At 58.8% G+C, this 24,192-nt stretch carries 26 protein-coding genes and 3 tRNA genes; 14 read left to right on the top strand and 15 right to left on the bottom strand.

Going from position 1 to position 24,192, the window contains the following annotated elements; genetic code table 11:
- Positions 1-25: 25 nt before the first annotated feature.
- A complete protein-coding gene (locus CYR52_RS03330) occupies positions 26-256 on the top strand; it encodes a hypothetical protein (protein WP_101827950.1) in 231 nt (76 codons plus the stop codon).
- An 11-nt stretch (positions 257-267) separates the two neighbouring features.
- Here the strand turns inward: CYR52_RS03330 and CYR52_RS03325 are convergent, their stop codons facing one another.
- From CYR52_RS03325 to uvrY, 7 genes are all read right to left on the bottom strand, one after another.
- The gene (locus CYR52_RS03325; protein ID WP_072925578.1) at positions 268-777 is read right to left on the bottom strand and encodes a GNAT family N-acetyltransferase; all 510 of its coding nucleotides are present in this window, start codon (positions 775-777) and stop codon (positions 268-270) included.
- Between the two features lie 155 nt (positions 778-932).
- A tRNA-Leu gene (locus CYR52_RS03320) sits at positions 933-1,018 on the bottom strand.
- An 11-nt stretch (positions 1,019-1,029) separates the two neighbouring features.
- Positions 1,030-1,103, bottom strand: a tRNA-Cys gene (locus CYR52_RS03315).
- A gap of 64 nt (positions 1,104-1,167) precedes the next feature.
- Positions 1,168-1,243 (bottom strand) — tRNA-Gly (locus CYR52_RS03310).
- Positions 1,244-1,384: 141 nt separating this feature from the next.
- A complete protein-coding gene (gene pgsA, locus CYR52_RS03305) occupies positions 1,385-1,933 on the bottom strand; it encodes a CDP-diacylglycerol--glycerol-3-phosphate 3-phosphatidyltransferase (protein WP_072925581.1) in 549 nt (182 codons plus the stop codon).
- Between the two features lie 57 nt (positions 1,934-1,990).
- Positions 1,991-3,823, bottom strand: coding sequence for an excinuclease ABC subunit UvrC (uvrC, locus tag CYR52_RS03300; protein WP_101827949.1), 1,833 nt, complete (start codon positions 3,821-3,823; stop codon positions 1,991-1,993).
- Positions 3,816-4,472, bottom strand: a complete 657-nt coding sequence (gene uvrY, locus CYR52_RS03295) for a UvrY/SirA/GacA family response regulator transcription factor (protein ID WP_072925586.1) — start codon at positions 4,470-4,472, stop codon at positions 3,816-3,818. The genes uvrC and uvrY overlap by 8 nt, the downstream gene beginning before the upstream one ends.
- Positions 4,473-5,187: 715 nt before the next feature.
- On the opposite strand from uvrY, the gene CYR52_RS03290 reads away from it, so the two are divergent.
- Positions 5,188-5,412, top strand: coding sequence for a DUF2594 family protein (locus CYR52_RS03290; protein WP_072925590.1), 225 nt, complete (start codon positions 5,188-5,190; stop codon positions 5,410-5,412).
- Positions 5,413-5,454: 42 nt separating this feature from the next.
- Here CYR52_RS03290 and CYR52_RS03285 read toward each other — a convergent pair whose 3' ends face one another.
- From CYR52_RS03285 to CYR52_RS03275, 3 genes are all read right to left on the bottom strand, one after another.
- Positions 5,455-6,090 (bottom strand): glycoside hydrolase family 19 protein, encoded by a 636-nt coding sequence (locus tag CYR52_RS03285; protein ID WP_072925593.1) that lies wholly within the window; start codon positions 6,088-6,090, stop codon positions 5,455-5,457.
- A gap of 537 nt (positions 6,091-6,627) precedes the next feature.
- Positions 6,628-7,119, bottom strand: a complete 492-nt coding sequence (locus tag CYR52_RS03280) for a CinA family protein (protein ID WP_072925596.1) — start codon at positions 7,117-7,119, stop codon at positions 6,628-6,630.
- A gap of 97 nt (positions 7,120-7,216) precedes the next feature.
- Positions 7,217-7,513: a hypothetical protein gene (locus CYR52_RS03275; protein WP_072925598.1), complete on the bottom strand. Its 297-nt coding sequence runs from the start codon at positions 7,511-7,513 to the stop codon at positions 7,217-7,219.
- A 255-nt stretch (positions 7,514-7,768) separates the two neighbouring features.
- Here CYR52_RS03275 and CYR52_RS22585 point away from each other — a divergent pair, with 255 nt between their 5' ends.
- Entirely contained in the window at positions 7,769-7,927 is a 159-nt protein-coding gene (locus CYR52_RS22585; RefSeq protein ID WP_165699063.1) for a hypothetical protein, read from the top strand.
- 108 nt (positions 7,928-8,035) lie between these two features.
- Here CYR52_RS22585 and CYR52_RS03270 read toward each other — a convergent pair whose 3' ends face one another.
- On the bottom strand, positions 8,036-9,619 hold the full coding sequence (locus CYR52_RS03270) for an ABC transporter substrate-binding protein (protein WP_101827948.1): 1,584 nt from the start codon (positions 9,617-9,619) through the stop codon (positions 8,036-8,038).
- Positions 9,620-10,111: 492 nt separating this feature from the next.
- Between CYR52_RS03270 and cycA the strand changes: the two genes are divergently transcribed.
- Positions 10,112-11,512 carry a D-serine/D-alanine/glycine transporter gene (gene cycA / locus CYR52_RS03265; protein WP_072925603.1) on the top strand — a complete coding sequence of 467 codons (1,401 nt, stop codon included), beginning with the start codon at positions 10,112-10,114 and terminating at the stop codon, positions 11,510-11,512.
- Positions 11,513-11,570: 58 nt separating this feature from the next.
- Here cycA and CYR52_RS03260 read toward each other — a convergent pair whose 3' ends face one another.
- Positions 11,571-12,560 carry a metal-dependent hydrolase gene (locus CYR52_RS03260; protein ID WP_072925606.1) on the bottom strand — a complete coding sequence of 330 codons (990 nt, stop codon included), beginning with the start codon at positions 12,558-12,560 and terminating at the stop codon, positions 11,571-11,573.
- 157 nt (positions 12,561-12,717) lie between these two features.
- Positions 12,718-13,440, bottom strand: coding sequence for an HTH-type transcriptional regulator RutR (gene rutR / locus CYR52_RS03255; protein ID WP_101827947.1), 723 nt, complete (start codon positions 13,438-13,440; stop codon positions 12,718-12,720).
- A gap of 315 nt (positions 13,441-13,755) precedes the next feature.
- Between rutR and rutA the strand changes: the two genes are divergently transcribed.
- From rutA to rutG, 7 genes are read left to right on the top strand one after another with little or no spacing between them, the layout of a single operon-like run.
- A complete protein-coding gene (gene rutA, locus CYR52_RS03250) occupies positions 13,756-14,853 on the top strand; it encodes a pyrimidine utilization protein A (RefSeq protein ID WP_072925611.1) in 1,098 nt (365 codons plus the stop codon).
- Positions 14,853-15,626 carry a pyrimidine utilization protein B gene (rutB, locus tag CYR52_RS03245; protein WP_072925614.1) on the top strand — a complete coding sequence of 258 codons (774 nt, stop codon included), beginning with the start codon at positions 14,853-14,855 and terminating at the stop codon, positions 15,624-15,626. The genes rutA and rutB overlap by 1 nt, the downstream gene beginning before the upstream one ends.
- A gap of 17 nt (positions 15,627-15,643) precedes the next feature.
- Entirely contained in the window at positions 15,644-16,033 is a 390-nt protein-coding gene (rutC, locus tag CYR52_RS03240) for a pyrimidine utilization protein C (RefSeq protein ID WP_072925617.1), read from the top strand.
- A gap of 22 nt (positions 16,034-16,055) precedes the next feature.
- Positions 16,056-16,847 carry a pyrimidine utilization protein D gene (gene rutD / locus CYR52_RS03235; protein ID WP_101827946.1) on the top strand — a complete coding sequence of 264 codons (792 nt, stop codon included), beginning with the start codon at positions 16,056-16,058 and terminating at the stop codon, positions 16,845-16,847.
- A complete protein-coding gene (locus CYR52_RS03230; protein WP_101827945.1) occupies positions 16,844-17,434 on the top strand; it encodes a malonic semialdehyde reductase in 591 nt (196 codons plus the stop codon). The genes rutD and CYR52_RS03230 overlap by 4 nt, the downstream gene beginning before the upstream one ends.
- Positions 17,435-17,456: 22 nt before the next feature.
- Positions 17,457-18,002 (top strand): NADH-dependent FMN reductase RutF, encoded by a 546-nt coding sequence (gene rutF, locus CYR52_RS03225; protein WP_101827944.1) that lies wholly within the window; start codon positions 17,457-17,459, stop codon positions 18,000-18,002.
- A 48-nt stretch (positions 18,003-18,050) separates the two neighbouring features.
- The gene (rutG, locus tag CYR52_RS03220; protein WP_101827943.1) at positions 18,051-19,379 is read left to right on the top strand and encodes a pyrimidine utilization transport protein G; all 1,329 of its coding nucleotides are present in this window, start codon (positions 18,051-18,053) and stop codon (positions 19,377-19,379) included.
- 46 nt (positions 19,380-19,425) lie between these two features.
- Here the strand turns inward: rutG and CYR52_RS03215 are convergent, their stop codons facing one another.
- Positions 19,426-20,337: a DMT family transporter gene (locus CYR52_RS03215; protein ID WP_394854008.1), complete on the bottom strand. Its 912-nt coding sequence runs from the start codon at positions 20,335-20,337 to the stop codon at positions 19,426-19,428.
- Positions 20,338-20,533: 196 nt separating this feature from the next.
- On the opposite strand from CYR52_RS03215, the gene CYR52_RS22990 reads away from it, so the two are divergent.
- Together CYR52_RS22990 and CYR52_RS03210 are read left to right on the top strand one after the other, a co-directional pair.
- The gene (locus tag CYR52_RS22990) at positions 20,534-20,662 is read left to right on the top strand and encodes a hypothetical protein (RefSeq protein ID WP_276327345.1); all 129 of its coding nucleotides are present in this window, start codon (positions 20,534-20,536) and stop codon (positions 20,660-20,662) included.
- Between the two features lie 219 nt (positions 20,663-20,881).
- Positions 20,882-22,606, top strand: coding sequence for a potassium/proton antiporter (locus CYR52_RS03210; RefSeq protein WP_101827942.1), 1,725 nt, complete (start codon positions 20,882-20,884; stop codon positions 22,604-22,606).
- A 332-nt stretch (positions 22,607-22,938) separates the two neighbouring features.
- Here CYR52_RS03210 and osmE read toward each other — a convergent pair whose 3' ends face one another.
- Positions 22,939-23,274, bottom strand: coding sequence for an osmotically-inducible lipoprotein OsmE (osmE, locus tag CYR52_RS03205; RefSeq protein ID WP_072925633.1), 336 nt, complete (start codon positions 23,272-23,274; stop codon positions 22,939-22,941).
- A 413-nt stretch (positions 23,275-23,687) separates the two neighbouring features.
- Between osmE and CYR52_RS03200 the strand changes: the two genes are divergently transcribed.
- On the top strand, positions 23,688-24,191 hold the full coding sequence (locus tag CYR52_RS03200) for a cupin domain-containing protein (RefSeq protein ID WP_241506049.1): 504 nt from the start codon (positions 23,688-23,690) through the stop codon (positions 24,189-24,191).
- Position 24,192: the final 1 nt, after the last annotated feature.

The following is a 24,192-nucleotide window of genomic DNA, read 5'->3' as shown; positions in this document are numbered from 1 at the left end:
CTTGCCGGTCGTCTTCGGAGGAAATATGCTGAATATCAACGCCCTTAGCCATATCTACCATAATCTGCCGGAGCTGATTGAAGAGACGGCCGGGCAGAGCGGCACCAACCTGGCCAGCGCACGCGGCGTGGCCCGGCAGATCATGGCGGAAAAGACATTGGCTAACCTGTCACCGGCACAGATGAAAGTCTTTGACCAGGCCCTGCGCCCATTGATTGAAAACGCCCAGTGGGACAAAAGCTGGGAGCAGGAGTAAGCCGCACTCCCCTATGCCGGGGCGGACCAGCAGTAAAATTTGCTGTCTACTGCCATACGCGGGAACGTTGCAGGCAAGGTGTCGGCCGCCACTTCACTGAACCCCTGCTTTTCATAAAAGCGATGGGCGGCCAGGAATTTGTCGGTGGTGCCCAGGTAAATATCCCGGATGCCCACCTCCCCGGCGTGGCGGAACAAAGCGGCCAATAACTGGGGTGCCACTGACCACGCCCGGCCGCGGTAGGCGGCGGTAACGAACATTTTACGCAGCGCCGCCTGCCGGTTACCGATATCTTTCAGCCCCAGCGTACCAATAATCTCATCCCCACAGCGTGCCACCCAGAACTCCCCGTTATCGCACTGATAAAACCCCGGGATATCGCTGAGATCCGGCTGTTGCGCTGCCGTGATGGCAATGCCGAACTCCTGATTCTGAATGGGTAAAATAACGTTGATCACCTGATCACGTTCTGACGGCTGAAAACGGCTGATGGTAACCGGGGGCTGGGTACGCTCTGGCATGGTCTGTCCTCAAAAAAGAAGGGAGAGATGAGCGTATAAAAAACCGGCGGCGGTGGCTATGGATTTTGGGGGGAATGGGTGACAAAAACAAAAAAACCGCCTCTCGGCGGTCTACGACATTACTGCTTATTGCTTTGTTATTCTTTTACTTTCCGTGGTACCCGGGGCGGGACTTGAACCCGCACAGCCATAAGCCGAGGGATTTTAAATCCCTTGTGTCTACCGATTTCACCACCCGGGCATCGGGAAAAGTGGAGGCGCGTTCCGGAGTCGAACCGGACTAGGCGGATTTGCAATCCGCTACATAACCGCTTTGTTAACGCGCCGTAACTGATTTGCCATGTTGTATGGCTAAACTCGTAATGCTTCGCTTACCAGTTTACTTAAATTTGGAGCGGGAAACGAGACTCGAACTCGCGACCCCGACCTTGGCAAGGTCGTGCTCTACCAACTGAGCTATTCCCGCAATAATCAGAAGTTCCTGATTTTCTTATCTTTCAGCAAGCTGCGCTGCCGTCTGATGCGATGCATTCTACTTACCTGTGCCGATGAGTCAACAGAATTATCAGCGCAAAATGTTCGTTTGGCGTTTTTTAAGTCACATCGATCACGGTTCAAGCAAATCTTTCCGGGCCGCATGCAAATATTGGAACATTGACCAGAAAGTCAGCACCGCCGCGATGTACAGCGCAATGATCCCCACAAACTCCAGGGTCGGATCGGGCCGCCACAGCAGCGCCACCAGAGAGAGCATCTGCGCGGTGGTTTTCACCTTGCCGACCCACGAAACGGCCACGCTGCTGCGTTTCCCGACTTCCGCCATCCACTCCCGCAGGGCCGAGATAATAATTTCACGCGCAATCATGGTGGCGGCCGGCAGGGTTATCCACCAGGCATGGAAATATTCCGCCACCAGCACCAGCGCAATCGCCACCATGACCTTGTCTGCGACCGGGTCAAGGAAAGCGCCAAAACGGGTCGTCTGCTTCCAGCGACGGGCCAGGAAGCCATCAAACCAGTCTGTGATGGCTGCCACCACGAAGATCAGGGCACAGGCCATAGGCGCCCAGACAAACGGGAGGTAGAACGCCAGCACGAAAAAGGGAATCAAAACCACGCGAAACAACGTGAGGCAAGTCGGTATATTAAATTGCATAGCGCTCAGTAACTGTCTGGCAAAAGGGATTATTGTGAGTATGTTGCTACATTGCCCCTAGTGTTTCAACGCATTGTAGATTTTTTCTGCCAATGCATGTGAAATACCCGGCACTTTTGCAATTTCCTCGATGCTGGCGTTGAGCAGGGGTTGCAGCCCGCCCATATATTTCAGCAATACCTGCCGGCGTTTCGGGCCAACGCCCTCAATCGTTTCCAGCGCACTGGTATTGCGTACTTTCGCCCGTTTTTTCCGGTGGCCGGTAATCGCATGGTTATGGGAATCGTCCCGGATATGCTGGATAACGTGCAACGCCGGTGAGTCGGGCGGCAGGGCCATCCCCTCTCCTTCCGGTTTAAAGAACAGCGTCTCCAGCCCCGCCTTGCGGTCGGTGCCTTTGGCAATGCCAATCAGCTTCGGCCGTGTTTTGTCCCAGGTCACATTGAGTTCCGCAAACACATCCATCGCCATGCCCAGCTGCCCTTTGCCGCCGTCGATAAAGATCACGTCCGGGATTTTATTCTCTTCCAGCGCTTTACCGTAACGGCGTTTCAGCACCTGTGCCATTGCCGCATAGTCATCGCCCGGCGTAATGCCGGTAATGTTGTAACGGCGGTACTCGGCGCGGACCGGCCCGTTGCCGTCAAACACCACGCAAGAGGCGACGGTTTGCTCGCCCATCGTATGGCTGATGTCGAAACACTCCATGCGGTTAATCTCAGGCAGGTTCAACACTTTCGCCAGCTCACTTAGCCGCTGGTGAATCGTGGACTGCTGAGAAAGCTTGGTGGCCAGCGCGGTGGCCGCATTGGTACGCGCCAGTTTGAGGTAACGCGCCCGGTCACCGCGCGGCTTGGTCTGGATCGCAATTTTGCGGCCGGACATCTCGCTCAGGGATTCCGCCAGCAGCTCTTTCTCCGGCAGGGCGAAATCCAGCAGAATTTCACCCGGCAGGGTCCGGCCTTCACTGCCCTGCAAATAAAACTGGCCGATAAAGGTCTGCACCACTTCGGCAAGCTCCGTGCCGCCCGGCACTTTCGGGAAGTAGCTGCGGCTGCCCAGCACTTTCCCCTGCCGGAGAAACAGCACATGCATACAGGCCAGCCCGGCATCATAGGAGACGCCGATCACATCCAGGTCGTCACCGTCACCGGAGACAAACTGCCGCTCCGTGACCCGGCGCACTGCCTGGATCTGGTCGCGGATACGCCCGGCTTCCTCAAAGTTCAGTGATTTACTGGCCTGCTCCATGCGCTCAATCAGCTGGGTCAGCACCTGCTGGTCTTTGCCGGCCAGAAACAGCCGCACATACTCCACCTGTTGCCGGTACTCCTCTTCGCTCACCAGCCCTTTCACACAGGGGCCGAGGCAACGGCCAATCTGGTACTGGAGGCAGGGGCGCGAACGGTTGCGGTAGACGCTGTTTTCGCACTGCCGGATCGGGAACAGTTTCTGCAACAGCGCCAGCGTCTCACGCACGGCATAGGAGTTGGGGAACGGCCCGAAATACTCGCCTTTCGCGTGCTTGGCCCCGCGGTGAATGGCGATGCGCGGGTGATCATCGGCACTCAGGAAAATCAGCGGGTAGGATTTATCATCACGCAGCAACACGTTATAACGCGGCTGGTAGAGCTTGATGTAGTTATGCTCCAGCAACAGCGCCTCGGTTTCCGTGTGGGTCACGGTGACGTCAATCTGGTCAATATTCTTGACCAGATTTTCCGTTTTGCGGCTGCCGACATGGGTGCGGAAATAGCTGGAAAGACGCTTTTTCAGGTCTTTCGCTTTCCCTACATAGATGACCGTCCCGGTGGTATCGTACATCCGGTACACACCGGGCTGGCTGGTGACAGTTTTCAGAAATGCCTGGGAATCGAAACGCTCACTCACTGCTGGTTAGGCTCTCGGTGTTGAATAAGCCGTGACGAATAGCCAGATGGGTCAGCTCAACGTCACCGCTGATATTTAACTTACTGAACATGCGATAACGATAGCTGTTCACGGTTTTTGGGCTGAGATTAAGCTGCTCGGAGATCTCATTGACTTTCTGGCCCTTGGTAATCATAAGCATGATTTGCAGTTCGCGCTCAGAAAGACAGCCAAACGGCGTCTCAGTCTGCGGCTCAAGCTGGCTCAGGGCCATCTGCTGGGCAATGTCAGACGCAATATAGCGCTGGCCGGCCGACACCACCCGGATCGCGTTAATCACTTCCTGCGGGGCCGCCCCCTTACTCAGGTAACCTGCCGCCCCGGCCTGCATCACTTTGGCCGGTAACGGGTTCTCGGTATAAATCGTCAACATGATGACTTTAATATCGGGTGAAAAACGCACAATTTTGCGCGTGGCTTCCAGCCCGCCGATCCCCGGCATGTTCATGTCCATAAGCACAATATCAACGTCATTGCTGCGGCACCATTTTACGGCGTCTTCGCCGCACTGTGCCTCACCTGAGACTTTGATACCTTTCACATCTTCAAGAATGCGTCGTATCCCTGCGCGCACCAATTCGTGGTCATCAACAAGAAGAACGCTAATCAAAGAGAATTCTCCAAAAAAGGGGAGTAACGCCGTCAGCTAGTGTCCACTGACATCGGTCAGTGTCTACGCCAGAAATGAACACAAGAGAGCGTGCACAGCGCCCGAAACCACGGGATACGCCACACCGGCACGCGTCAGGCTCTGTTTTTCACAACATCCATTTTTCTATCATCCAAACATGACAAACTGCGCACTGCCGTCAGCGAACCTTGTTTTTATTCGTTGCGAAAAGGAAGCGGCTATTTGCAGGGGTCATTTTACTGTATGCCCGCTTATTTGACCAATAAACACTGTAAAAAATTGCTAGCGTTTTCATCAAGGCTTACCATTTTAGCAAACCTTTGAATTTAGTCGAAAAACGCAAAAAACACCAACACTGTCAGATCATTTTTACAGCATGTTTACATTAAACTCAGCGAATTATTTCGCTATCCTGGCCCCATCAATTAGCTTACCGCACGTTTTGCCCGATAATTGGCCTGATAATGAAATTAATAATGGTATCTTTTAAATACCTGTTTTCATGTCACGCCTTTTTTTATAACTTTTTTGCGCATTTTATCCTTTTTCTGACATATGCCCCCGGTGCGTCTGCGTCATCGCCGGTTGCCGGAGGAGAGACGCCGCCCTTCCTGTGGTATACTCGCCCGCTTCTGTATTTTACGTTGCGGTACGGTATGCCGTGACGCGTTGTTCATCGCAAGGAGATGAGATTGTGAGCCTTAACGAATTTGCCACTGACCCGAATGTAGAAACCCTGGCGACTGAAATTGCCTGCCTGAAAGCGACCCTGACCATGATCCTGAAGGCGCTGGGCCAGGCTGATGCCGGTAAAGTGGTGCTGAACCTGGAAAAATTCATCGCCCAGATCGAAGATGAGCAGCAGGCGGACACCTTCCGCACCACGCTTGCCCAGATCAAACAGGCCTACCGCCAATAATCTGCCGAGCCAGACGCCTGCCGTCTGGCTCCCCTTTCAGGCTCACTTCATCAGCCCCAGCGCTTTCTGCGCCACCCGCAGGCGCGCCTGCCGGTCTTCAATGCCGTTCAGCCCACCGTTAATGGCTTTGGTCATGCCGATAAAATCCCCCATGTCCGCAAAACGGCTGAGATTTTTCTCCCGCCAGAACCACCCCGCAGAACGGGCCGCATTGATGTCCAGCAGCAGCAGATCCGGGTTCCCCAGCAGATCCAGCCCCAGCGCCCGGCCGCACAGCAAATAGTTGCCTTTGAATGTCACCTGCTTCAGGCCGCGGCCGCGGTAAGTCCAGCCGTCATCAGGCTGCGTATTGCCGACCCGCCCCCCGTACACCAGGTTGGCAATCGCCCGTTGCCGCTCCACCGGCAGTGCCGGTTCGCCGGGTTTGCGCCCCAGTGCCTGGCGTTGCTGCGGCGTCATACGCGGGCCAAAAATAATCAGGCCGGTGACGCTGTAATTAAAGGACTCAATAATCCGGGTAAACCCGCCGGACTCCGTGCCAATCTGCGCAATAAAACAGGCCTGGCGCGGCAGGGTGTCAATCACAAACTCGTGGCAGGTCTGCATAAAAGGCTCGTACCAGCGGTCGGCCAGCGTATCAGTCAGGGCAGCGGCGTGTTTAAATTGATCGCGTGTCATGGGTGTGCTCTCCGATTGGTAAGTTTTTTTAAACGGTAGCATCCACACGAAATAGAATAGCCAGCCCGGCAACACTAAATATCACGGCATAAAACAAAATAACTCAATGATAATGATGAGAATCGTGAGGGGACGCGGCGCTTACTCTATTATACGCGCATCGTTATTTGCGGAAATAAAACACCGCCGGAAATAAAAATAAAGAGGCCGGATTGTGATGGCGCATCATAAATACTCACCCGCCCCTCATTTGAATAAATAAAGGCGCGTAATAAAATAAATTATGCTCATTACTTTTATTTCCCATACATGATTCCGCGGGCGGAATAACAGCTTGAATAGGCCTGAGAACTTCAACCGGTGCCGCACCGGCTGCCGGTTGCCTGACGCACAAACAAGGTGGCCGGGCAGAAGCGCGGCTTATTGATATGCACGTGATTCGACCCTCAGGCCATAAAGGGGATAACGCGGGAAACCGCGACAGGATAAACCGGGGGCACCAGGCCCGCCATACACGGGCCCGGTATGGGGTGTCGATCAGCGGTTTTTCAGCAGGGCGATCAGGCGCGTCAGGGCAAAGTGGGCCGCTGCGGTAATCACCTCCTCGCAATCACCGGAAAAGGTTTCCACCTCGGCAACGGTCAGCCCGTCAGAGAACGCCCAGCCAAACCAGACCGTCCCGGCGGGTGTGCCGTCCGGCCCGCCATCCGGCCCGGCGTAGCCACTGATGGACACCGCGGCCTGCTCCCCGGAGATACGCAGCGCACCTTGCGCCATCTCCCGGACCACCGGCTCACTGACGGCAGTATAAGTGTCGAGCGCACTGCGGCTCACCCCCAGGACTTCCTGCTTCGCCTGGTTGGTATACGTAATAAAGCCGCGGCTGAAAAAATCCGCGCTTGATTCTGCTGAGGCCACCGCCATCGCGGCCAGCCCCGCCGTGCAGGATTCCGCAAACGTCACTTTCATCCCGCGTGCTTTCAGGACTTCACCCAATTCTTCCGCAGTCTGTTGCAGCTTTTTATCCATATTACCTCCAGCGTAATGACCCATATCCCGGCCCAGGCGACAGGCCGGGAAGTCTATAAGCATAGCCTGCTTTAACGCACCCGGCCGGAGGAATAGGCTATTCGCCGTGCGCCCTGCGCCATGCCTCTACCTGTTCCTCCGGGACATCCTCTTTATAACAGAGGGGTTCCGCGCCGCCCGGTTTACTCCAGGCACTGCGGCCGCCGCACTGGCTGCCGTTACGGGCGCTGTTATAAGGGCAGGCGCAATTGCCGGAATAGCCGGAAATAGACGCTTCAATCAATAATTGTTTTATTTCATCGTCCGACGTCTGTGTTTTTTTTGCTGTGGCGTCATACGCCGTCAAACTCAGGCACGCCAGCAGCAATGCCCGATAAGAGAGAGTCCTTAACATCGTATGTCCTTTTTAATGAAAAATGGTATAAAGGCGCAGTAAATGCCAGGATATCTTATTAAGAACCCGAAACGCGAAATGAGATCAATGAGTCAATTTTATAAGGTTTTTTAGCGTATTACCGGCCACCTCAACAGAAACAGTGAGACAGAGTCTTACCCCCGGCGTCAGGCGCTGCGCCTGTCCGCTCACTCTGCCGGTAAGAGGTGATAGCCTGCTGAGGACTTACCAGGAAATAACTGCACAGGAGATAGGATGTCCACGTTTACGATCATTGCCATTCCAATGATGGTGGTAGGGTTAGTGATGCTGACCCTTGCTGCCACGATGAAAAACCAAACATTTCTTATTGTGGGAGGGGTGTTTATCACCTCGTCTTTCGTCAATGCCGTTATCGGGATGAGCGTAAGCTGACGAGCGCTGTACGCCTGCCCTGCCGGAAAACCGCAAAAAAGGGCGTGCGCGATCATTGCGCACGCCCTTTTACGGTGGTTCCACACCTGTCGCAGCAATCAGGCGGCCTCAGCGTTTTTTGCTGACGGCATCATAGAACAGCATACTGTTGCCGAGGTTCTGGCTGGCCCCCTCAATATCGCTGCGCAACCCGACCTGCCGCTGCCCCTGAAGCGTCACCACATACGGTGAATTCTGCTGAATCTCTGTCTGCAACTGCGTATAGAGCGCGTGGCGCTGCGTCGCATCGCTGGCTGCTGCGGCAGTGCGGGTCTGCTCACTGAGCGACGGGATCTGCCAGCCCACGCGCCATGCCAGGGTTTTTGGCCCACCCGGCACGTTATAGGCAAAGGTGCTGGCGTTGGTGTTCGGGTCGATGTAGTCCGGCCCCCAATAGATGAAAATCGATTGGAAATCGCGGCTGCGCATTTTGCCCCACAGCTCCGCCTCCGGCACCGGTTTGATGTTGAGCGTAATATCCGCCTGGGCAAAGCTGGCCTGTAACGCCTGCGCCACATCGGTATACGGTGGCTGGTTGACGATGGTCAAATCAACGTGGGTGCCCGGCTTGATACCCGCCCCGGCCAGAATGGCTTTCGCTTTTGCCACATCCAGATGGAAGGGTTTGCTCTCCAGCGCCCCGTCGAAGCCTTGCGGCAGAAATGCCTGATGCACCTGGAACTGCCCTTTCAGCAACTGGTTGGCGATGCCGTCATAATCCACCAGCCAGCGCGCCGCCTGCCAGAATGCGGGGTTGCCGAGCACCGGCTGCTGCGGGTTCTGGGTGTTAAAACCGAGATAATAGATAAGCCCGGAGGGGAAGCCCGCCACCCGCACACCCGGCTGGTGCGCCAGCGCGGCAAACTGGTCTGCACCCAGATCGTAGGCCACATCGGCGTCGCCCTGCTCCAGCAGCAAGCGGCGGGTGCCGGGGTCAGCCACGTTTTTCAGGATCACCCGTTTCAGTTTCGGGGCCGTGGCAGCCTGCGGGTTCGCTTCCAGGATCAGCGCCTCATGGGGAATGTAGTTGCGCACGCGGTAAGCTGCGCTGCCGGCGGAGTGGGTGCGCAGCCAGCCGTTGCCAAAATCATTGCCCTGGGTCTGTTGCGCCAGCAGTTTGCTGTCCACGATGGAGGCCACCGGCGCAGAGAGCAGGCGTAAGGCCAGATCGCGGCCAATCGGCGACGTCCAGCGGATCTCCAGCTGGTGGTCATCATAGCGGGTGAACTGCGCCCCAATGTTCTCCGGCGTCCAGCCAAACTCACTCAGGATAAACGACGGGGTCTTGTTCAGCTTTACCACGCGGCTCAGCGAATAGATCACATCATCCGCCGTGACCGGGTTGCCGCCGGCGAAACGCGCGTCGGGGTTAAGGGTAAACCGCAGGCTGTGCTCACTGGTGCCCGGCTGCCACCCGGTCGCCAGCGCCGGCACCAGTTTACGCGGGTCCTGCCGGTCCGGGGCCACCAGCCCCTGGTAGATATCCACCAGGCTGCCGGTGCTCACCGTCTCAAAACTCTCGGCCGGGTCGAGGCTGATTACCCCATCCAGCGAAATGGCCACAATCAGCGTATCCGCCGGTGTGGCGGCCTGTGCAGGGGAAAAACCAAGGAGTGCGGCGAGGGCCGCCGTCACGGGCAACAGTCTGGGCATGGCATCTTCCTGAAAGAAAAGCGATATCCCGACTATAGGGGTTTCCGCGGCCGGGTGAAATGCCGGATCCGGCAATGCTTAGCACCTTTCAGAGAATAGCCAGATCAACGGCTTATCACAGCACGCCGCAGGATAACCGGCGCTGATGGCGGCATAAGTGCCCGCCTTCGCCGCTTTATTCACCGTATTTCGCTCAGAAAAAAATAGCTGCCCGGCAGAACGCACAATTTACTTTCTCCGTGACCGGAATCACGTTGTTTGGATGTATTTATTTTGTTAGCCTCTTGCGCTTTGCTATTTACCCCGACGGACGTTCCACCCGCGTAAAAATAAGTATACAAGCCGTACGTTCGCCCCCGCAGAAAATAGCTTTCGCGAAACTAACAGTTAACACAAATATTACATTATCTTGATAACCGCTTCAGGCACAACACAACATCAACAAGAGCCATTCAGAGCTCCTCACTGATAACAAGACAGGAACCTTTATTAATGGTTGATCAAACAAAAGAACTCAACGCCGCCCCCGCGCGCGGTGAAGAGAATCTGAAACGCAATCTGACAAACCGGCATATTCAGCTTATTGCCATTGGCGGGGCCATCGGCACCGGGCTGTTTATGGGCTCCGGCAAAACCATCAGCCTGGCCGGGCCGTCGATCATCTTCGTTTATATGATCATCGGCTTTATGCTGTTTTTTGTGATGCGCGCGATGGGCGAGCTGCTGCTGTCCAACCTGGAATATAAATCGTTCAGTGATTTTGCCACCGACCTGCTTGGCCCGTGGGCCGGTTATTTCACCGGCTGGACGTACTGGTTCTGCTGGATTGTCACCGGCATTGCCGATGTGGTCGCCATCTCCTCCTATGCGCAGTTCTGGTTCCCCGGCTTATCGCACTGGGTTGCCTCGCTGCTTTGCGTATTGCTGCTGCTGAGCCTGAACCTGGCCACGGTCAAGCTGTTCGGCGAGATGGAATTCTGGTTTGCGATGATCAAGATTGTCGCGATTGTGGCGCTGATTATCGCCGGCGTGGTGATGGTGATGATGCACTTCCCTTCCCCGTCGGGCAGCGTGGCCGCGTTCAGCAACATCTGGAATGACGGCGGCATGTTCCCGAAAGGCCTGAGCGGCTTCTTTGCCGGCTTCCAGATTGCCGTGTTCGCGTTTGTCGGCATTGAGCTGGTGGGCACCACCGCTGCCGAAACCAAAGATCCGGAAACCGTGCTGCCGCGCGCCATCAACTCCATCCCGCTGCGTATCATCATGTTCTATGTGTTTGCGCTGGTGACCATCATGGCCGTGACGCCGTGGCGTTCCGTGGTCGCGGATAAAAGCCCGTTCGTCGAGCTGTTTGTGCTGGTGGGCCTGCCGGCAGCAGCCAGCATCATTAACTTTGTGGTGCTGACCTCGGCAGCCTCCTCGGCCAACAGCGGCATTTTCTCTACCAGCCGTATGCTGTTTGGCCTGTCGCAGGAAGGCAGTGCGCCGAAAAGTTTCGGCCGCCTCTCCCGCCGCGCGGTGCCGTCCACCGGGCTGATCTTCTCTTGCATCTGCCTGCTGAGCGGTGTGGTGCTGATCTACCTGATCCCGAATGTGATGACGGTGTTCACGCTGGTCACCACGGTGTCGGCAATCCTGTTTATGTTCGTCTGGAGCATCATTCTCTGCTCCTATCTGGTCTACCGCCGTACCCGCCCGCAACTGCACCAGGCGTCTGCCTATAAAATGCCGCTCGGCGTGGTGATGTGCTGGGTATGTCTGGCGTTCTTCGCCTTTGTGCTGGTGCTGCTGACGTTGCAGGAAGACACCCGCCAGGCGTTGATGGTCACGCCGCTCTGGTTCCTGCTGCTGGGCGTGACTTACGCGGCCCTGCGCCGTAAACAGCGCGCCTGACCGGCCTGCCCCGCCCGCTGCGGCGGGGCAGTCTCCTCATTCCCGCCCCCGCGTCCCCCTATTCCGCTTTCAACTGTTGCCACACCCGGCCAATCATCTCACTGACCGGCGGGCGCACACTGTTGATCCGTGTCGGCAGCACTTCTCCGTTGGGCGCATTCAGCGGCCCCAGATCAAAGGTAAAGGTGTAATACGGCTCCTCGCCCATGCGCAGATCGCTGAGCCACAGGTGCCCGTTCTGTTCCTGCATCCGGAAAAAGCCGTGGGTAAACCATGCCATGCGCGCCACATACGGGTTATCACGGTGCGCCGCATACAGCGCCTCACCGCGCGGGTAGAAGGTGAACGTCAGCGGCTGATCCGGTGCCAGCAGCGAATAGAAGCCTTCGCCGTAGGTGCCCGGCGTCATCACCACCACCCGCCATACCAGGGTATTCAGGCTGGTCGGCGTCACCAGCACCCGCTCGCTGTTGATATAGTTCCGGGCGATCGCCTGCCGGGCGGCGTCGGTTGCCTGCTGCTGGGCAAACACACTCCAGAGCAGATACACGCAGCTCAGCAATAACCCGCCGTGGTTCCAGCGCAGGCCGCGCCGGTTACGCAGGATGAGCGCCGCGATGACGCCCACCAGCAGCGGCAGGGTATAGAGCGGATCGATGATAAACACGCTGCCGATGGCATAAGGGTAATCGGTAAACGGCAGGCCGAACTGGGTGCCGTACACCGTCATGGTGTCCAGCAACGGGTGGGTAACCAGCGCCAGCCACACCGCGAGCCAGAGGCGGATCACCTGGCCGCGCAGCCGGAACAGGATGCCGGCCAGCCAGGAGATCAGCGGCGACACCAGCGTCAGGTAAAACAGCGCGTGGCTTTCGGTGCGGTGCATGGTCATGTTGCTGACCGGGTCGCCGCGGTCAAAAAATACATCGAGATCGGGCAGCGTGCCGCATACCGCCCCCAGCAGGGCCGATTGCCAGACCGGCATCCGGCGGCCCATCACCGTCACGCTGAGGGCGGCACCCAGCGCCAGTTGTGAAACAGAATCCATCGCATCTCCCTGAACGGCAAAAACGAAAAAGAGAACGGTATGACGGCATCAGCGTCCGCCGTGGCTGGTTTAACCCTATGCGCTGATGGGCAAAATTACCAAAACTCCGTCGGATGGGCACTGAGATTAGGATTAATGCCCCTGGCCGGCAGGCGGCTCAGGGGCGCAGGCGGATGCCGTCGATAATGATGCGCTGGAGGGTGTCCAGGGTCTGCTGGAAAAAGGCCTCATCCTGCAATGAGCGGCCGGAAATCGCCTCAACCTGCACCCAGAAATCCGCGTAGTGCTGGGTAGTGGCCCACAGCATAAAGATCAGCTGCAACGGCGCGACCGGTGCGATGCGCTGCGTTGCCACCCACTCTTCGATGATCGCGGATTTCTCCGCCACCAGCGTTTTCAGCGAGCCTTGCAGCTCCTGCTTCAGCAGCGGCGCGCCCTGAACCATCTCCAGGCAGAACAGGCGCGACGCCTGCGGGTGATCGCGCGACACCTCCAGTTTCAGCCGGATGTAGTCGCTGATCGCCGCCAGCGGTGCCTGGTCGGCGCGCAGCGCTTTCAGCGGGGCCAGCCAGATGTCGAGGAGATCCTTCAGCACCGCCACATAAAGCGCCTCTTTGGACGGGAAATAGTAGAGCAGATTGGTTTTGGAGACGTCCGCCCGCGCCGCCACCTGATCGAGGCTGGTGCCGTGGATGCCGTACTGGGAAAAAAATTCCAGCGCCGCGGCCATAATCGCCTGCCGTTTGGCGGCCACGGCCCGTGAACGGCGGGTGGGTGTTTTTGCTTTGGTGGCCGCGGCCACCGGTTGGCCATCCTGTTCTGCGGGTAACTTCACATCCCCTCCAGGGACTCTCAATGGTTTACATGATGTTTTCTTCATCAAGCATAACAAATGACGATGAATGCGCCTATGTTAGCGCCCCAAAGCCGTTCCCTACCCCGTCTGGGTTAATTTTTTAACAAATCTGCACCATTTTTGCTCAAATCTGCCTGCTTTTTGTGCACAAATTTTTTACCAAATGGTCTGTTTCAGACCATTCAGTCAGTAGTCACTGCCCGTTATTTTTTAACCTGCTGATTAGCTTACTGTTTAAAAAAGTGGCATTGGGTTTGCAATACCTCCCTTACCCCGGCACCGCGTTGCACCGGCAACCTGCCTGATGACATGACTGTCCTGACTACATGAGGTGTGCAGATGAAAATTGGCGTCTTTATCCCGATCGGCAACAACGGCTGGTTAATCTCCACCAACGCCCCGCAATACAAGCCGACTTTTGAGCTGAACAAAGCCATTGTGCAGAAAGCGGAGCATTACCATTTCGATTTCGCACTGTCGATGATCAAGCTGCGCGGCTTTGGCGGCAAAACTGAGTTCTGGGACCATAACCTGGAGTCCTTCACGCTGATGGCCGGGCTGGCTGCCGTGACCTCCCGCATCAAAATCTTTGCCACGGCCGCCACCCTCACCATGCCCCCGGCGATTGTGGCGCGCATGGCCTCGACGATTGATTCCATCTCCAACGGGCGTTTCGGCCTGAACGTGGTGACCGGCTGGCAGAAACCGGAATATGAGCAGATGGGTATCTGGCCCGGCGACGACTACTTCAGCCGCCGTTACGACTACCTGGCCGAATATGTGCAGGTGCTGCGTGACCTGTGGGGCACCGGCAAATCGGACTTCAAAGGCGATTTCTTCCAAATGGACGATTGCCGCCTCAGCCCGCAGCCGCAGGCGGAGATGAAAGTGATTTGCGCCGGGCAGAGCGACGCGGGCATGGCCTTCTCCGCGCAGTATGCCGACTACAACTTCTGCTTCGGCAAGGGCGTCAACACCCCGGCGGCCTTTGCCCCAACCGCAGCCCGGATGAAAAGCGCTGCGGAGAAAACCGGGCGGGACGTCTCCTCCTACGTCCTGTTTATGATCATCGCCGATGAAACCGACGAGGCGGCGCGCGCCAAATGGGAGCACTACAAAGCGGGTGCAGACACCGGGGCGCTGGCCTGGCTCACCGAGCAGAGCAGCAAAGACACCAAATCCGGCGCGGACACCAACGTGCGCCAGATGGCTGACCCGACGTCCGCCGTCAACATCAATATGGGCACGCTGGTCGGCTCTTATGCCCATGTGGCGAAAATGCTGGATGAAGTGGCCACCGTGCCCGGTACCGAAGGCGTCCTGCTGACCTTTGACGACTTTATCAACGGCATCGAGCAGTTTGGCGAACGCATCCAGCCGCTGATGAAAACCCGCCAGTCGGTGCTCACCGGTGACACCAACCGCGAGGTAGCGTAATGAACATTGTTGACCCCCATCACGATGCAGAGTCCACCCCGGTAGTGCGCCGCCAGCCCGGTGAGCCGGGCAGCGAAGTGATCCTGCCCGCCCGGCCGGAGGCGCTTGCCTTCAGCCCGCAACAGACCGCGCTGATCGTGGTGGATATGCAGAATGCTTATGCCTCGCAGGGTGGCTATCTGGACCTGGCCGGGTTTGATGTCTCCGCCACCGGGCCGGTGATTGCCAATATTAACACCGCCATTGCCGCCGCCCGCGCCGCCGGCATCAAGGTTATCTTCTTCCAGAACGGCTGGGACAACCAGTATGTGGAAGCGGGCGGCCCCGGCTCGCCGAATTTCCACAAATCCAACGCGCTGAAAACCATGCGCAAACGCCCGGCGCTCCAGGGCAAGCTGCTGGCGAAAGGCGACTGGGATTATGAGCTGGTGGATGAGCTGCGCCCGCAGCCGGGTGACATCGTACTGCCGAAACCGCGCTACAGCGGCTTCTTCAATACCCAGCTCGACAGCCTGCTGCGCAGTTACGGCATCCACCATCTGGTGTTTACCGGCATCGCCACCAACGTCTGCGTGGAATCCACGTTGCGCGACGGCTTCTTCCTGGAGTATTTCGGCGTGGTGCTGGAAGACGCCACCCATCAGGCCGGGCCGCCGTTTGCCCAGCAGGCCGCACTGTTCAACATCGAAACCTTTTTCGGCTGGGTCTCGGACGTGGCAAGTTTCTGCCGCGCCGTGGAGGGGCAACGCGCCCCGCTCAGCCAGACCGCCTGACTTCAGGGAGAGACGCAATGCCTAAACACGCCATTATTCCCCCCGGCAGCGGCGTACCGCTGGCGCCCTTTGTCCCCGGCACGCTGGCTGACGGCGTGGTGTATGTCTCCGGGACGCTGCCGTTCGATAAAGAGAACAACGTGGTGCATGTCGGCGATGCCGCCGCCCAGACGCGCCACGTGCTCGAGACCATCAAAAGCGTGATTGAAACCGCAGGCGGCACGATGGATGACGTGACCTTTAACTCGATTTTTATCACTGACTGGGCCAATTACGCGGCGATTAATCAGGTCTACGCCGGGTACTTCCCCGGTGACAAACCGGCCCGTTTCTGCATCCAGTGCGGGCTGGTGAAGCCGGACGCGCTGATTGAGATCGCCACCATTGCCCATATCGGCACCCGCTGACCGTCACCTAAGAGAGGCCATGATGTATTACGAGGTGCTGGGCGACCCGTCGCCCACTGCTGAGACCGTCGTGCTCAGTGCCGGTCTGGGCGGCAGCGGCAGTTTCTGGCAGCCGCAACTGGCCGCGCTGGCGGCCGGACGCCGGGTGATCCTTTACGACCACAACGGCACCGGCCGCAGCGGCGGCACCCTGGCGCCGGGCTACCGGATGGCAGACATGGCCGCCGAACTGGCTGCGTTGTTACAGCGGCTTGAGGTGCAGCGCTGCCATCTGGTGGGCCATGCGCTGGGCGGCATTATCGGGTTGCAGCTGGCGCTGGATTACCCCGGCCTGCTGCACAGCCTGGTGGTGGTCAACGGCTGGCCGGTGCTGGACAGCCAGACCCGGCGCTGCTTCAACGTGCGCCGCGATCTGCTGCTGAACAGCGGCGTGGAAGCCTATGTGCGCGCCCAGCCGCTGTTCCTCTACCCGGCGGACTGGCTGTCACAGCATGAGGCGTTGCTGGAGCAGGAGCAGGCGCACCAGGTCGCGCACTTTCAGGGCATGGAAAACCTGCTGCACCGGCTGGAGGCGCTGATGGCCGCCGATCTGCGTGCCCGGCTGCCGGCACTGGAGGCACCGGTGCTGGCACTGTGCGCGCGGGATGACCTGCTGGTGCCCTACCCTTGTTCAGCGGCGCTGGCAGCGGCCCTGCCGCAGGGCCATTACCAGGAGATGGCCTATGGCGGCCATGCCATGAGCGTGACGGACCCGGAGACCTTTACTTCCCTTTTACTGGCGTGGCTGAAACGCCACCCAATGGAGCCTGTATGAATGAAGCCCTGAGCGCTGCCGCCCTGGCCACGCTGTTTACCGAGGCGCGCAGCCAGAATGGCTGGCTGGATAAGCCGGTGAGTGATGCGCTGTTGCAGGAGGTGTACCAGCTCGCCAGCCTCGGCCCGACCTCCGCCAATTGCAGCCCGGCGCGCATCGTGTTTGTGCGCAGCCCACAAGCCCGCGCACGGCTGCTGCCTACGCTCTCCAGCGGCAATGTCGCCAAGACGCAAAGTGCGCCGGTCACCGCCATTATGGCCTGGGACCCGGCGTTTTATGACGCCCTGCCGGAACTCTTCCCGCACGGCGATGCCCGCAGCTGGTTTACCTCCAGCCCGGAACTGGCCCACGAGACGGCGTTCCGTAACGCCAGCCTGCAAGCCGCCTACCTGATCATCGCCTGCCGCTCACTGGGGCTGGACACCGGGCCGATGTCCGGTTTCGACCCGGCGAAAATCGAGCAGGAATTTCTGGCGGAACAGGGCTGGAAAGTCAATTTTCTGATCAATATCGGCTATGGCGATGCCGGCAAGGTGTATGGCCGCCTGCCGCGCCTGCCGTTCGACCGCGCCTGCCGGTTATGCTGATTTCATAGTAAGGAGCTGACATATGCACACTGCATTACCCTATGCGGATACCGCTGCGCAGGCGGCCCCCCCGGTTGAGCCGGTGACGCAACACACGTTCCGCCAGGCCATGTCCTGCCTGGGGGCGGCGGTCAATATCATCACCACCGATGGCCCGGCAGGTCGCGCCGGTTTTACTGCCTCGGCGGTATGCAGCGTGACCGACACCCCGCCGACGCTGCTGGTCTGCCTGAACCGTTCCGCCTCGGTGCACCCGGCCTTTGCCCGCAACCAGCAGCTTTGCGTTAACACGCTGTCCGCCGGGCACGAGGACCTCTCCAACCTGTTTGGCGGCAAAACGCTGATGGAGGCCCGCTTCGCCGCTGCCGACTGGTCGCGGCTGGCGACCGGCTCGCCGGTGCTGGCCGGGGCAGTGGCCAATTTTGATTGCCGCATCACCCAGACGGTCAGCGTCGGCACCCATGACATCCTGTTCTGTGAGGTGGTGGCGTTGCGGCGCAATGACGCGGGCCACGGCCTGGTCTATTTCGACCGGCGCTACCACCCGCTGATGCGCCAGCTCAGTTAACCGGCCCGCCGCACTGCGGCGGTCTGCATTCCACCTCTGGAGAACACCATGACCTCTTCCTGGTTTCCGAAATGGCATAAACGGCAGGGCAATCTTGACGGGGCAATCATCGCCCCGGATGAGCGGTTGCCGCTCTGGCCGACGCTGGTGATGGGGCTGCAACACTCGGTGGCGATGTTTGGTGCCACGGTGCTGATGCCGCTGCTGATGGGCTTTGATGCCAATCTGGCGATTCTGATGTCCGGCATCGGCACCCTGCTGTTCTTTCTGGTGGTGGGCGGCCGGGTGCCCAGTTACCTCGGCTCCAGCGCGGCTTTTGTCGGGCTGGTGATCGCCGTGACCGGCTACGGCGGCCAGGGGCCGAACCCCAATATGGGGGTGGCGCTGGGCGGCATCATCGCCTGTGGGGCCGTCTATACGCTGATCGGGGTAATTGTGATGGCGGCCGGCACCCGCTGGATTGAACGGCTGATGCCGCCGGTGGTCACCGGTGCGGTGGTGATGGCGATTGGCCTCAACCTGGCACCGATTGCGGTGAAAAGCGTCTCAGGCTCGACGTTTGACAGCTGGATGGCGGTGATCACGGTGCTCTGTATCGGCAGTGTGGCGGTGTTTACCCGTGGGCTGCTGCAACGCCTGCTGATCCTGATCGGGCTGCTGGCAGCCTACCTGATCTACATCGCGGTGACCAACGGGCTGGGCTGGGGCACACCGGTGAATTTTGCGCCGGTGGCACAAGCTGCCTGGTTCGGCCTGCCGGCGTTCAGCACGCCGGTATTCAGCAGCCAGGCGATGCTGCTGATCGCGCCGGTGGCGGTGATCCTGGTGGCGGAGAACCTCGGCCATATCAAAGCGGTGGCGGGCATGACCGGCAAAAACCTCGACCCGTACATGGGGCGCGCCTTTGTCGGTGACGGCCTGGCGACCATGCTTTCCGCCTCGATGGGCGGCACCGGTGTGACGACCTATGCTGAGAATATCGGCGTGATGGCGGTGACCCGCATCTACTCCACGCTGATTTTTGTGGCGGCGGCGCTGGTTGCCATTCTGCTGGGCTTTTCGCCCAAGTTTGGTGCAGTGATCCACACCATTCCCGGCCCGGTGCTGGGCGGCACCTCGATTGTGGTGTTTGGGTTGATTGCCGTGGCAGGCGCGCGTATCTGGGTGCAGAACCGGGTGGATCTCAGTGAGAACGGCAACCTGATCATGGTCGCCGTGACGCTGGTGCTGGGCGCCGGGGATTTTGCCCTGAGCCTGGGCGGCTTCACGATGGGGGGCATCGGCACCGCTACCTTTGGGGCCATTCTGCTGAATGCCCTGCTGCGCAACCGGCGTAGAGTGCCGGTTGGCACAGAAGCTGCATTAAAAGATCGCTGACGACCTCAGTTTCTCCTTAGCTCATCATCTTGATGATCGCCGGCCGCTATCCAGCACACCCGTCTGAGACAGCGGCCGGTTTTTTTCTTTTCAACCGCAGCTCACTGACCAGCACCCCCAGCACAATCAGCGCCCCGCCCAGCAGCGCAACGCCCGGCAACCGTTCACCGGCCAGCCGCCCGACCACCCCGGCCCAGACCGGCTCACCGGCGTAGATCACCGTGGCGCGCGTGGGTGAGACACTCTTCTGCGCCCAGTTCATGGTGACCTGGATCAGCGCACTGGCACAGCCTAAGCCCAGCGCGCTCCAGAGCAGCCGGTCAGAGAGCGGCGGCAGGCTTTCCCCGGCCGGGGCCATCATCAAAAAAGCCAGCAGCGAGGCGGTGCCGAGCTGGATAATAGTGACGCGGCGGATATTCACCTGGCCGGCAAACGCGCCAATCAGCAGGATCTCAGCAGCAATCGCCAGCGCACTCACCAGCGTAATGATCTCGCCAAAGGTGAAACTGAGCGAGGCGTTGTCCGGCCCGGCGAGCAGAATCAACCCGGCGAAGGCCAGCACAATGCCCAGCGAAGACATGATGCCCGGCGCACGTCGCAGCACCAGCCACTGTAACAGCGGCACAATCGGCACATACATGGCGGTGATAAAGGCGGATTTGCTGCTGTTAATGCTCTGCAACCCCACCGTTTGCAGGCCGTAGCCAAACATAATGGCCACCCCCACCAGGCTGCCGGCTTTCAGCTCGGCCCAGGTCAGGCCGCGCAGCGTATGGGCGGAGAACAGCAGCAGCACGGCGGTCGCCGTGGCAAACCGCAGGCCAACGAAAAAGAACGGGCCGCTGACCTGGACGGCCAGATGAACGATCAGAAACGTGCCGCCCCAGATCATGGTAATGCCGATCAGCACCCACTCCTGAAGCGCGAGACGCAGGCCCGGCCGGGCCGGGGCAGAGATGTCAGACAAACGCGAATCCTTGATAACAACAGCCCGCCAACCGGGCACAGCGCGGCAGTATACCCGTTCGCGGCCGGTGGCCCAACCGCGGATAGCCGGCAAAACGCTCACAAAACACACAAGCCGCAAGGCATACACTACACTACGTTAAGCTGCCACCCGGCAGAGGTGCTTCCTTTCTTTACCGGAGATCCCGATGCAAACCACGTTAATTATGTTGATGGTGGTATTCTGCGTACTCGCGGTCTATGCCCTTTACCGCCATATCCAGCTCAGCCGGTCACGTAACCTGCTTAACCCACGCGCACGCCGCCACCCGCGTTGATTCCCGGCCCCATTACGGGGCCCTGTTCCTGCGCTACCCCTGTCGCACGGTTGCAACATGCTGCCTGTCACCCGCCAAAAGCCCGGCGTATCGCTCATTTTCCTAAATTATCAAACACCTCTTTGATATTCTCAGGCTAAATTACACTATAGTGGTTCTGCATAATCAGTTAACTGGCATAGTTGCTGCATAACCGGCAAAAACAGGGGAGAAAGCGATTTGGAAGCAAGCACTATCAACACATTGTTTGTGATTAGTGCCGTGTTGGTAGGGGCAAGCATTCTGCTGAGTTCGCTCTCTTCACGGCTCGGTATCCCGATCCTGGTGATTTTTCTGGCCATTGGGATGCTGGCCGGCGTGGATGGCCTGGGCGGGATTGAGTTCGATAACTATCCGCTGGCGTACATGATAAGCAACCTGGCGCTGGCGGTGATCCTGCTGGATGGCGGGATGCGCACCCGGGCCTCCTATTTCCGCGTCGCCCTGTGGCCTGCGCTCTCGCTCGCCACCGTAGGCGTGGTGCTGACCGCCGCGCTGACCGGGCTGGCCGCCGCCTGGCTGTTCCATGTCAACCTCTATCAGGGGTTGCTGATTGGGGCGATTGTCGGCTCCACCGACGCGGCCGCCGTGTTTTCCATGATTGGCGGCAAAGGGCTGAATGACCGCGTCAGCGCCACGCTGGAGATTGAGTCCGGCTGCAATGACCCGATGGCGGTGTTCCTGACCATTACCCTGATCGACATGATCGGCAAAGGCGAGCATGGCCTGAGCTGGATGTTTATTGTGGACATCATCCGCCAGTTCGGCCTGGGCATCGCCCTCGGGTTTGCCGGTGGCTGGCTGTTACAGCAGTCGATCAACCGCATCCCTCTGGCGCCGGGGCTTTACCCGCTGCTGGCCCTGAGCGGCGGCCTGCTGGTGTTTGCCCTCACCACCCTGCTGGAAGGCAGCGGTATTCTGGCGGTTTACCTGTGCGGCCTGAAGCTCGGCAACTCGCCGATCCGCAACCGCCACGGCATTTTGCAAACCTTTGACGGCATGGCCTGGCTGAGCCAGATCGGCATGTTTATGGTGCTCGGCCTGCTGCTGACGCCCAGCCAGTTGCTGCCGATTGCGCTGCCGGCCCTGCTGCTTTCGGTGTGGATGATTGTGTTTGTGCGGCCGGTGGCGGTGTTTGCCAGCCTGCTGCCGTTCCGCAGCTTTACCGGCCGTGAGCGGGTATTCCTGTCATGGGTTGGGTTGCGCGGCGCGGTGCCGATTATCCTGGCGGTGTTCCCGATGATGGCGGGCATCCCTGATGCGCGCCTATTCTTCAATGTGGCGTTCTTTATCGTGCTGGTGTCGCTGCTGGTACAGGGCACCTCACTGGCCTGGGCTGCCCAGCAGGCGCGGGTCATTGTGCCGCCGACACCGACGCCGGAGTCACGCATCGGGCTGGATATCGACCCGCAGAATATCTGGCAGCATTTCACCTACAAGCTCGGGGCGGAAAAGTGGTATATCGGCGCGGCGATCCGCGATTTACAACTGCCGCCGCAGACCCGCATCACCGCGCTGTTCCGCGGCCAGGAGATGCTCTACCCCACGCGCAACACCCGCCTGCAGGAGGGCGATATTTTGTGTGTGATTGGCCGCGAAAGCGATATTCCGCAGTTAGGCAAACTCTTCAGTGAGACGCCGCGCACCAAGGTGGACGAGCGCTTCTTCGGCGACTTTATTCTGGATGCGGATGCCCGGCTGGGCGCAGTGGCGGAGCAATATGGCCTGACGCTGTCAGCGGATATCGACCCCGGCCAGCCATTGCATCACTTTATGTTGCAGCGGCTGGGCGGAGAACCGGTTATCGGTGACCATATCGACTGGAACGATCTGATCTGGACGATTGCCGAGATGGAAGGCGGGAACGTGACCCGGATCGGGGTGAAGATCAATAACGACGCCTGAAAGGGACTCAGAGGCCGGTACGGTACATCACCGTCAGCAGGCCGATAATCGCCACGCCGCAAATCAGGCTGAGGTATTTGAAAAGGCGTTCGGTGCGTAAGCTCATGGTTATTCCTGTCAGGCTGGTTAAGTGGCATCAGAATACGCCTGCCGCCAAAAAAGCCATTGCGCGAATAACCGGCTGCTGTGGGCCTAAATTCAACGATAGCCGCTGTTTTTTCCCCTGTCAGCCGTTGCCCCCCCAGATGCCCAATAAAAACGGCCGCCGGAAGAACCAGGCGGCCGTTTCTGTATTGTCGCTTTGCGCAGGCTTATTTACCCTTGTCGGGGTATTATTTGCCCTGCTGCGGGTCGGTGTCGTAATCCGCACATGACTGGTAGCCTTTATTCAGGACATGGCCGGTCTCATCAAAGCTGACAAAGTAAACCTGCGCTTTGCCGTCACGCGGTTTGATCGCGTAGTTGCTGCACGTCCCTTTCGCATGGATCATGGTCACATCGGTGGACGGCGGCCCGGCGATGGCGCGTACCTGCTCGCGGGTCATGCCGACTTTCACGTCGCTCACGACCGGCTCATCAACATAGCTGGATGCGCGGTCATAAGCGGTACATCCTGACAGCAGCGTTACAGCTCCCATCGCTGCCATTAACAGTGTTTTTTTATTCATGACTTCTCCTCCTGAAGTGCTTTATGTTCTTTAAGCCTAGAAGATAAAGGTTTTTTTTCAAATCCATTTCCCCTCTTTCACCACGGCCTGATGTTGCGCCCCCTGCAGCACGCAACGTGCGGCACGCGCGAAGCCCGGTGACAGCGGGCTTCCGGCCATGTGGCCTCCCAAAAATGCGTCGCGTACGCCGGCGCCCGGTTTCAGAAAAAGATCAGCAGAAAACGATCATCATCACGTTTTGCGCTATACCTGTTGGATGTAACCCCGCGCGGTTGCTGTGCTTATCTCACTGTGACACATGGAATGGAGGAACGTGGATGCCCATTGACCGCCGCCGGTTTTGCCGCATTCTGGCAATACTGGCCGCTGCCCCTGTCTGCCCTTTTACCCGCGCCCAATCGAGAGAGGTTGCTATGGAGAGGATTAGCCTGACCACACCGGCGCACGGCGTGCCGAACAGCCCCTACCCGGTGATGCTCTACCACCATGTGATTCCGCCGGACACTGCGGATAATGCCGCCTATCTGGAGCACCTGTTCACGGCGAACGGCTGGCCGCCGCAGTGGCGTTACCCCGTCTACCCGTTTACCCATTTTCACACCACCACGCACGAGGTGGTAGGCTGCTATGCCGGAACGGCCCGCCTGCAACTGGGCGGCGAGCAGGGGCCGGTTCATGAGGTAAAACCCGGTGATGTGCTGCTGATCCCGGCGGGCGTGGGCCATAAACAGCTCTCGGCTGATAAGGAATTTATGCTGGTGGGGGCCTATCCGGCCGGCTTCAGCCCGGATTTATGCCGTGATGAACCGGCCCTGCTGTCCGCGCGCACGAAAGCCGTGCAGGATGTGCCGCTGCCGAAGAGTGACCCGGTGACCGGGCATAACGAGGGCGTGTTGAAATACTGGGCCGCTCCCTGAA

The organism is Chimaeribacter arupi, from assembly GCF_002858805.1.
Classification (GTDB): domain Bacteria; phylum Pseudomonadota; class Gammaproteobacteria; order Enterobacterales; family Enterobacteriaceae; genus Chimaeribacter; species Chimaeribacter arupi.
This window is presented reverse-complemented; position numbering and strand designations above follow the sequence as displayed.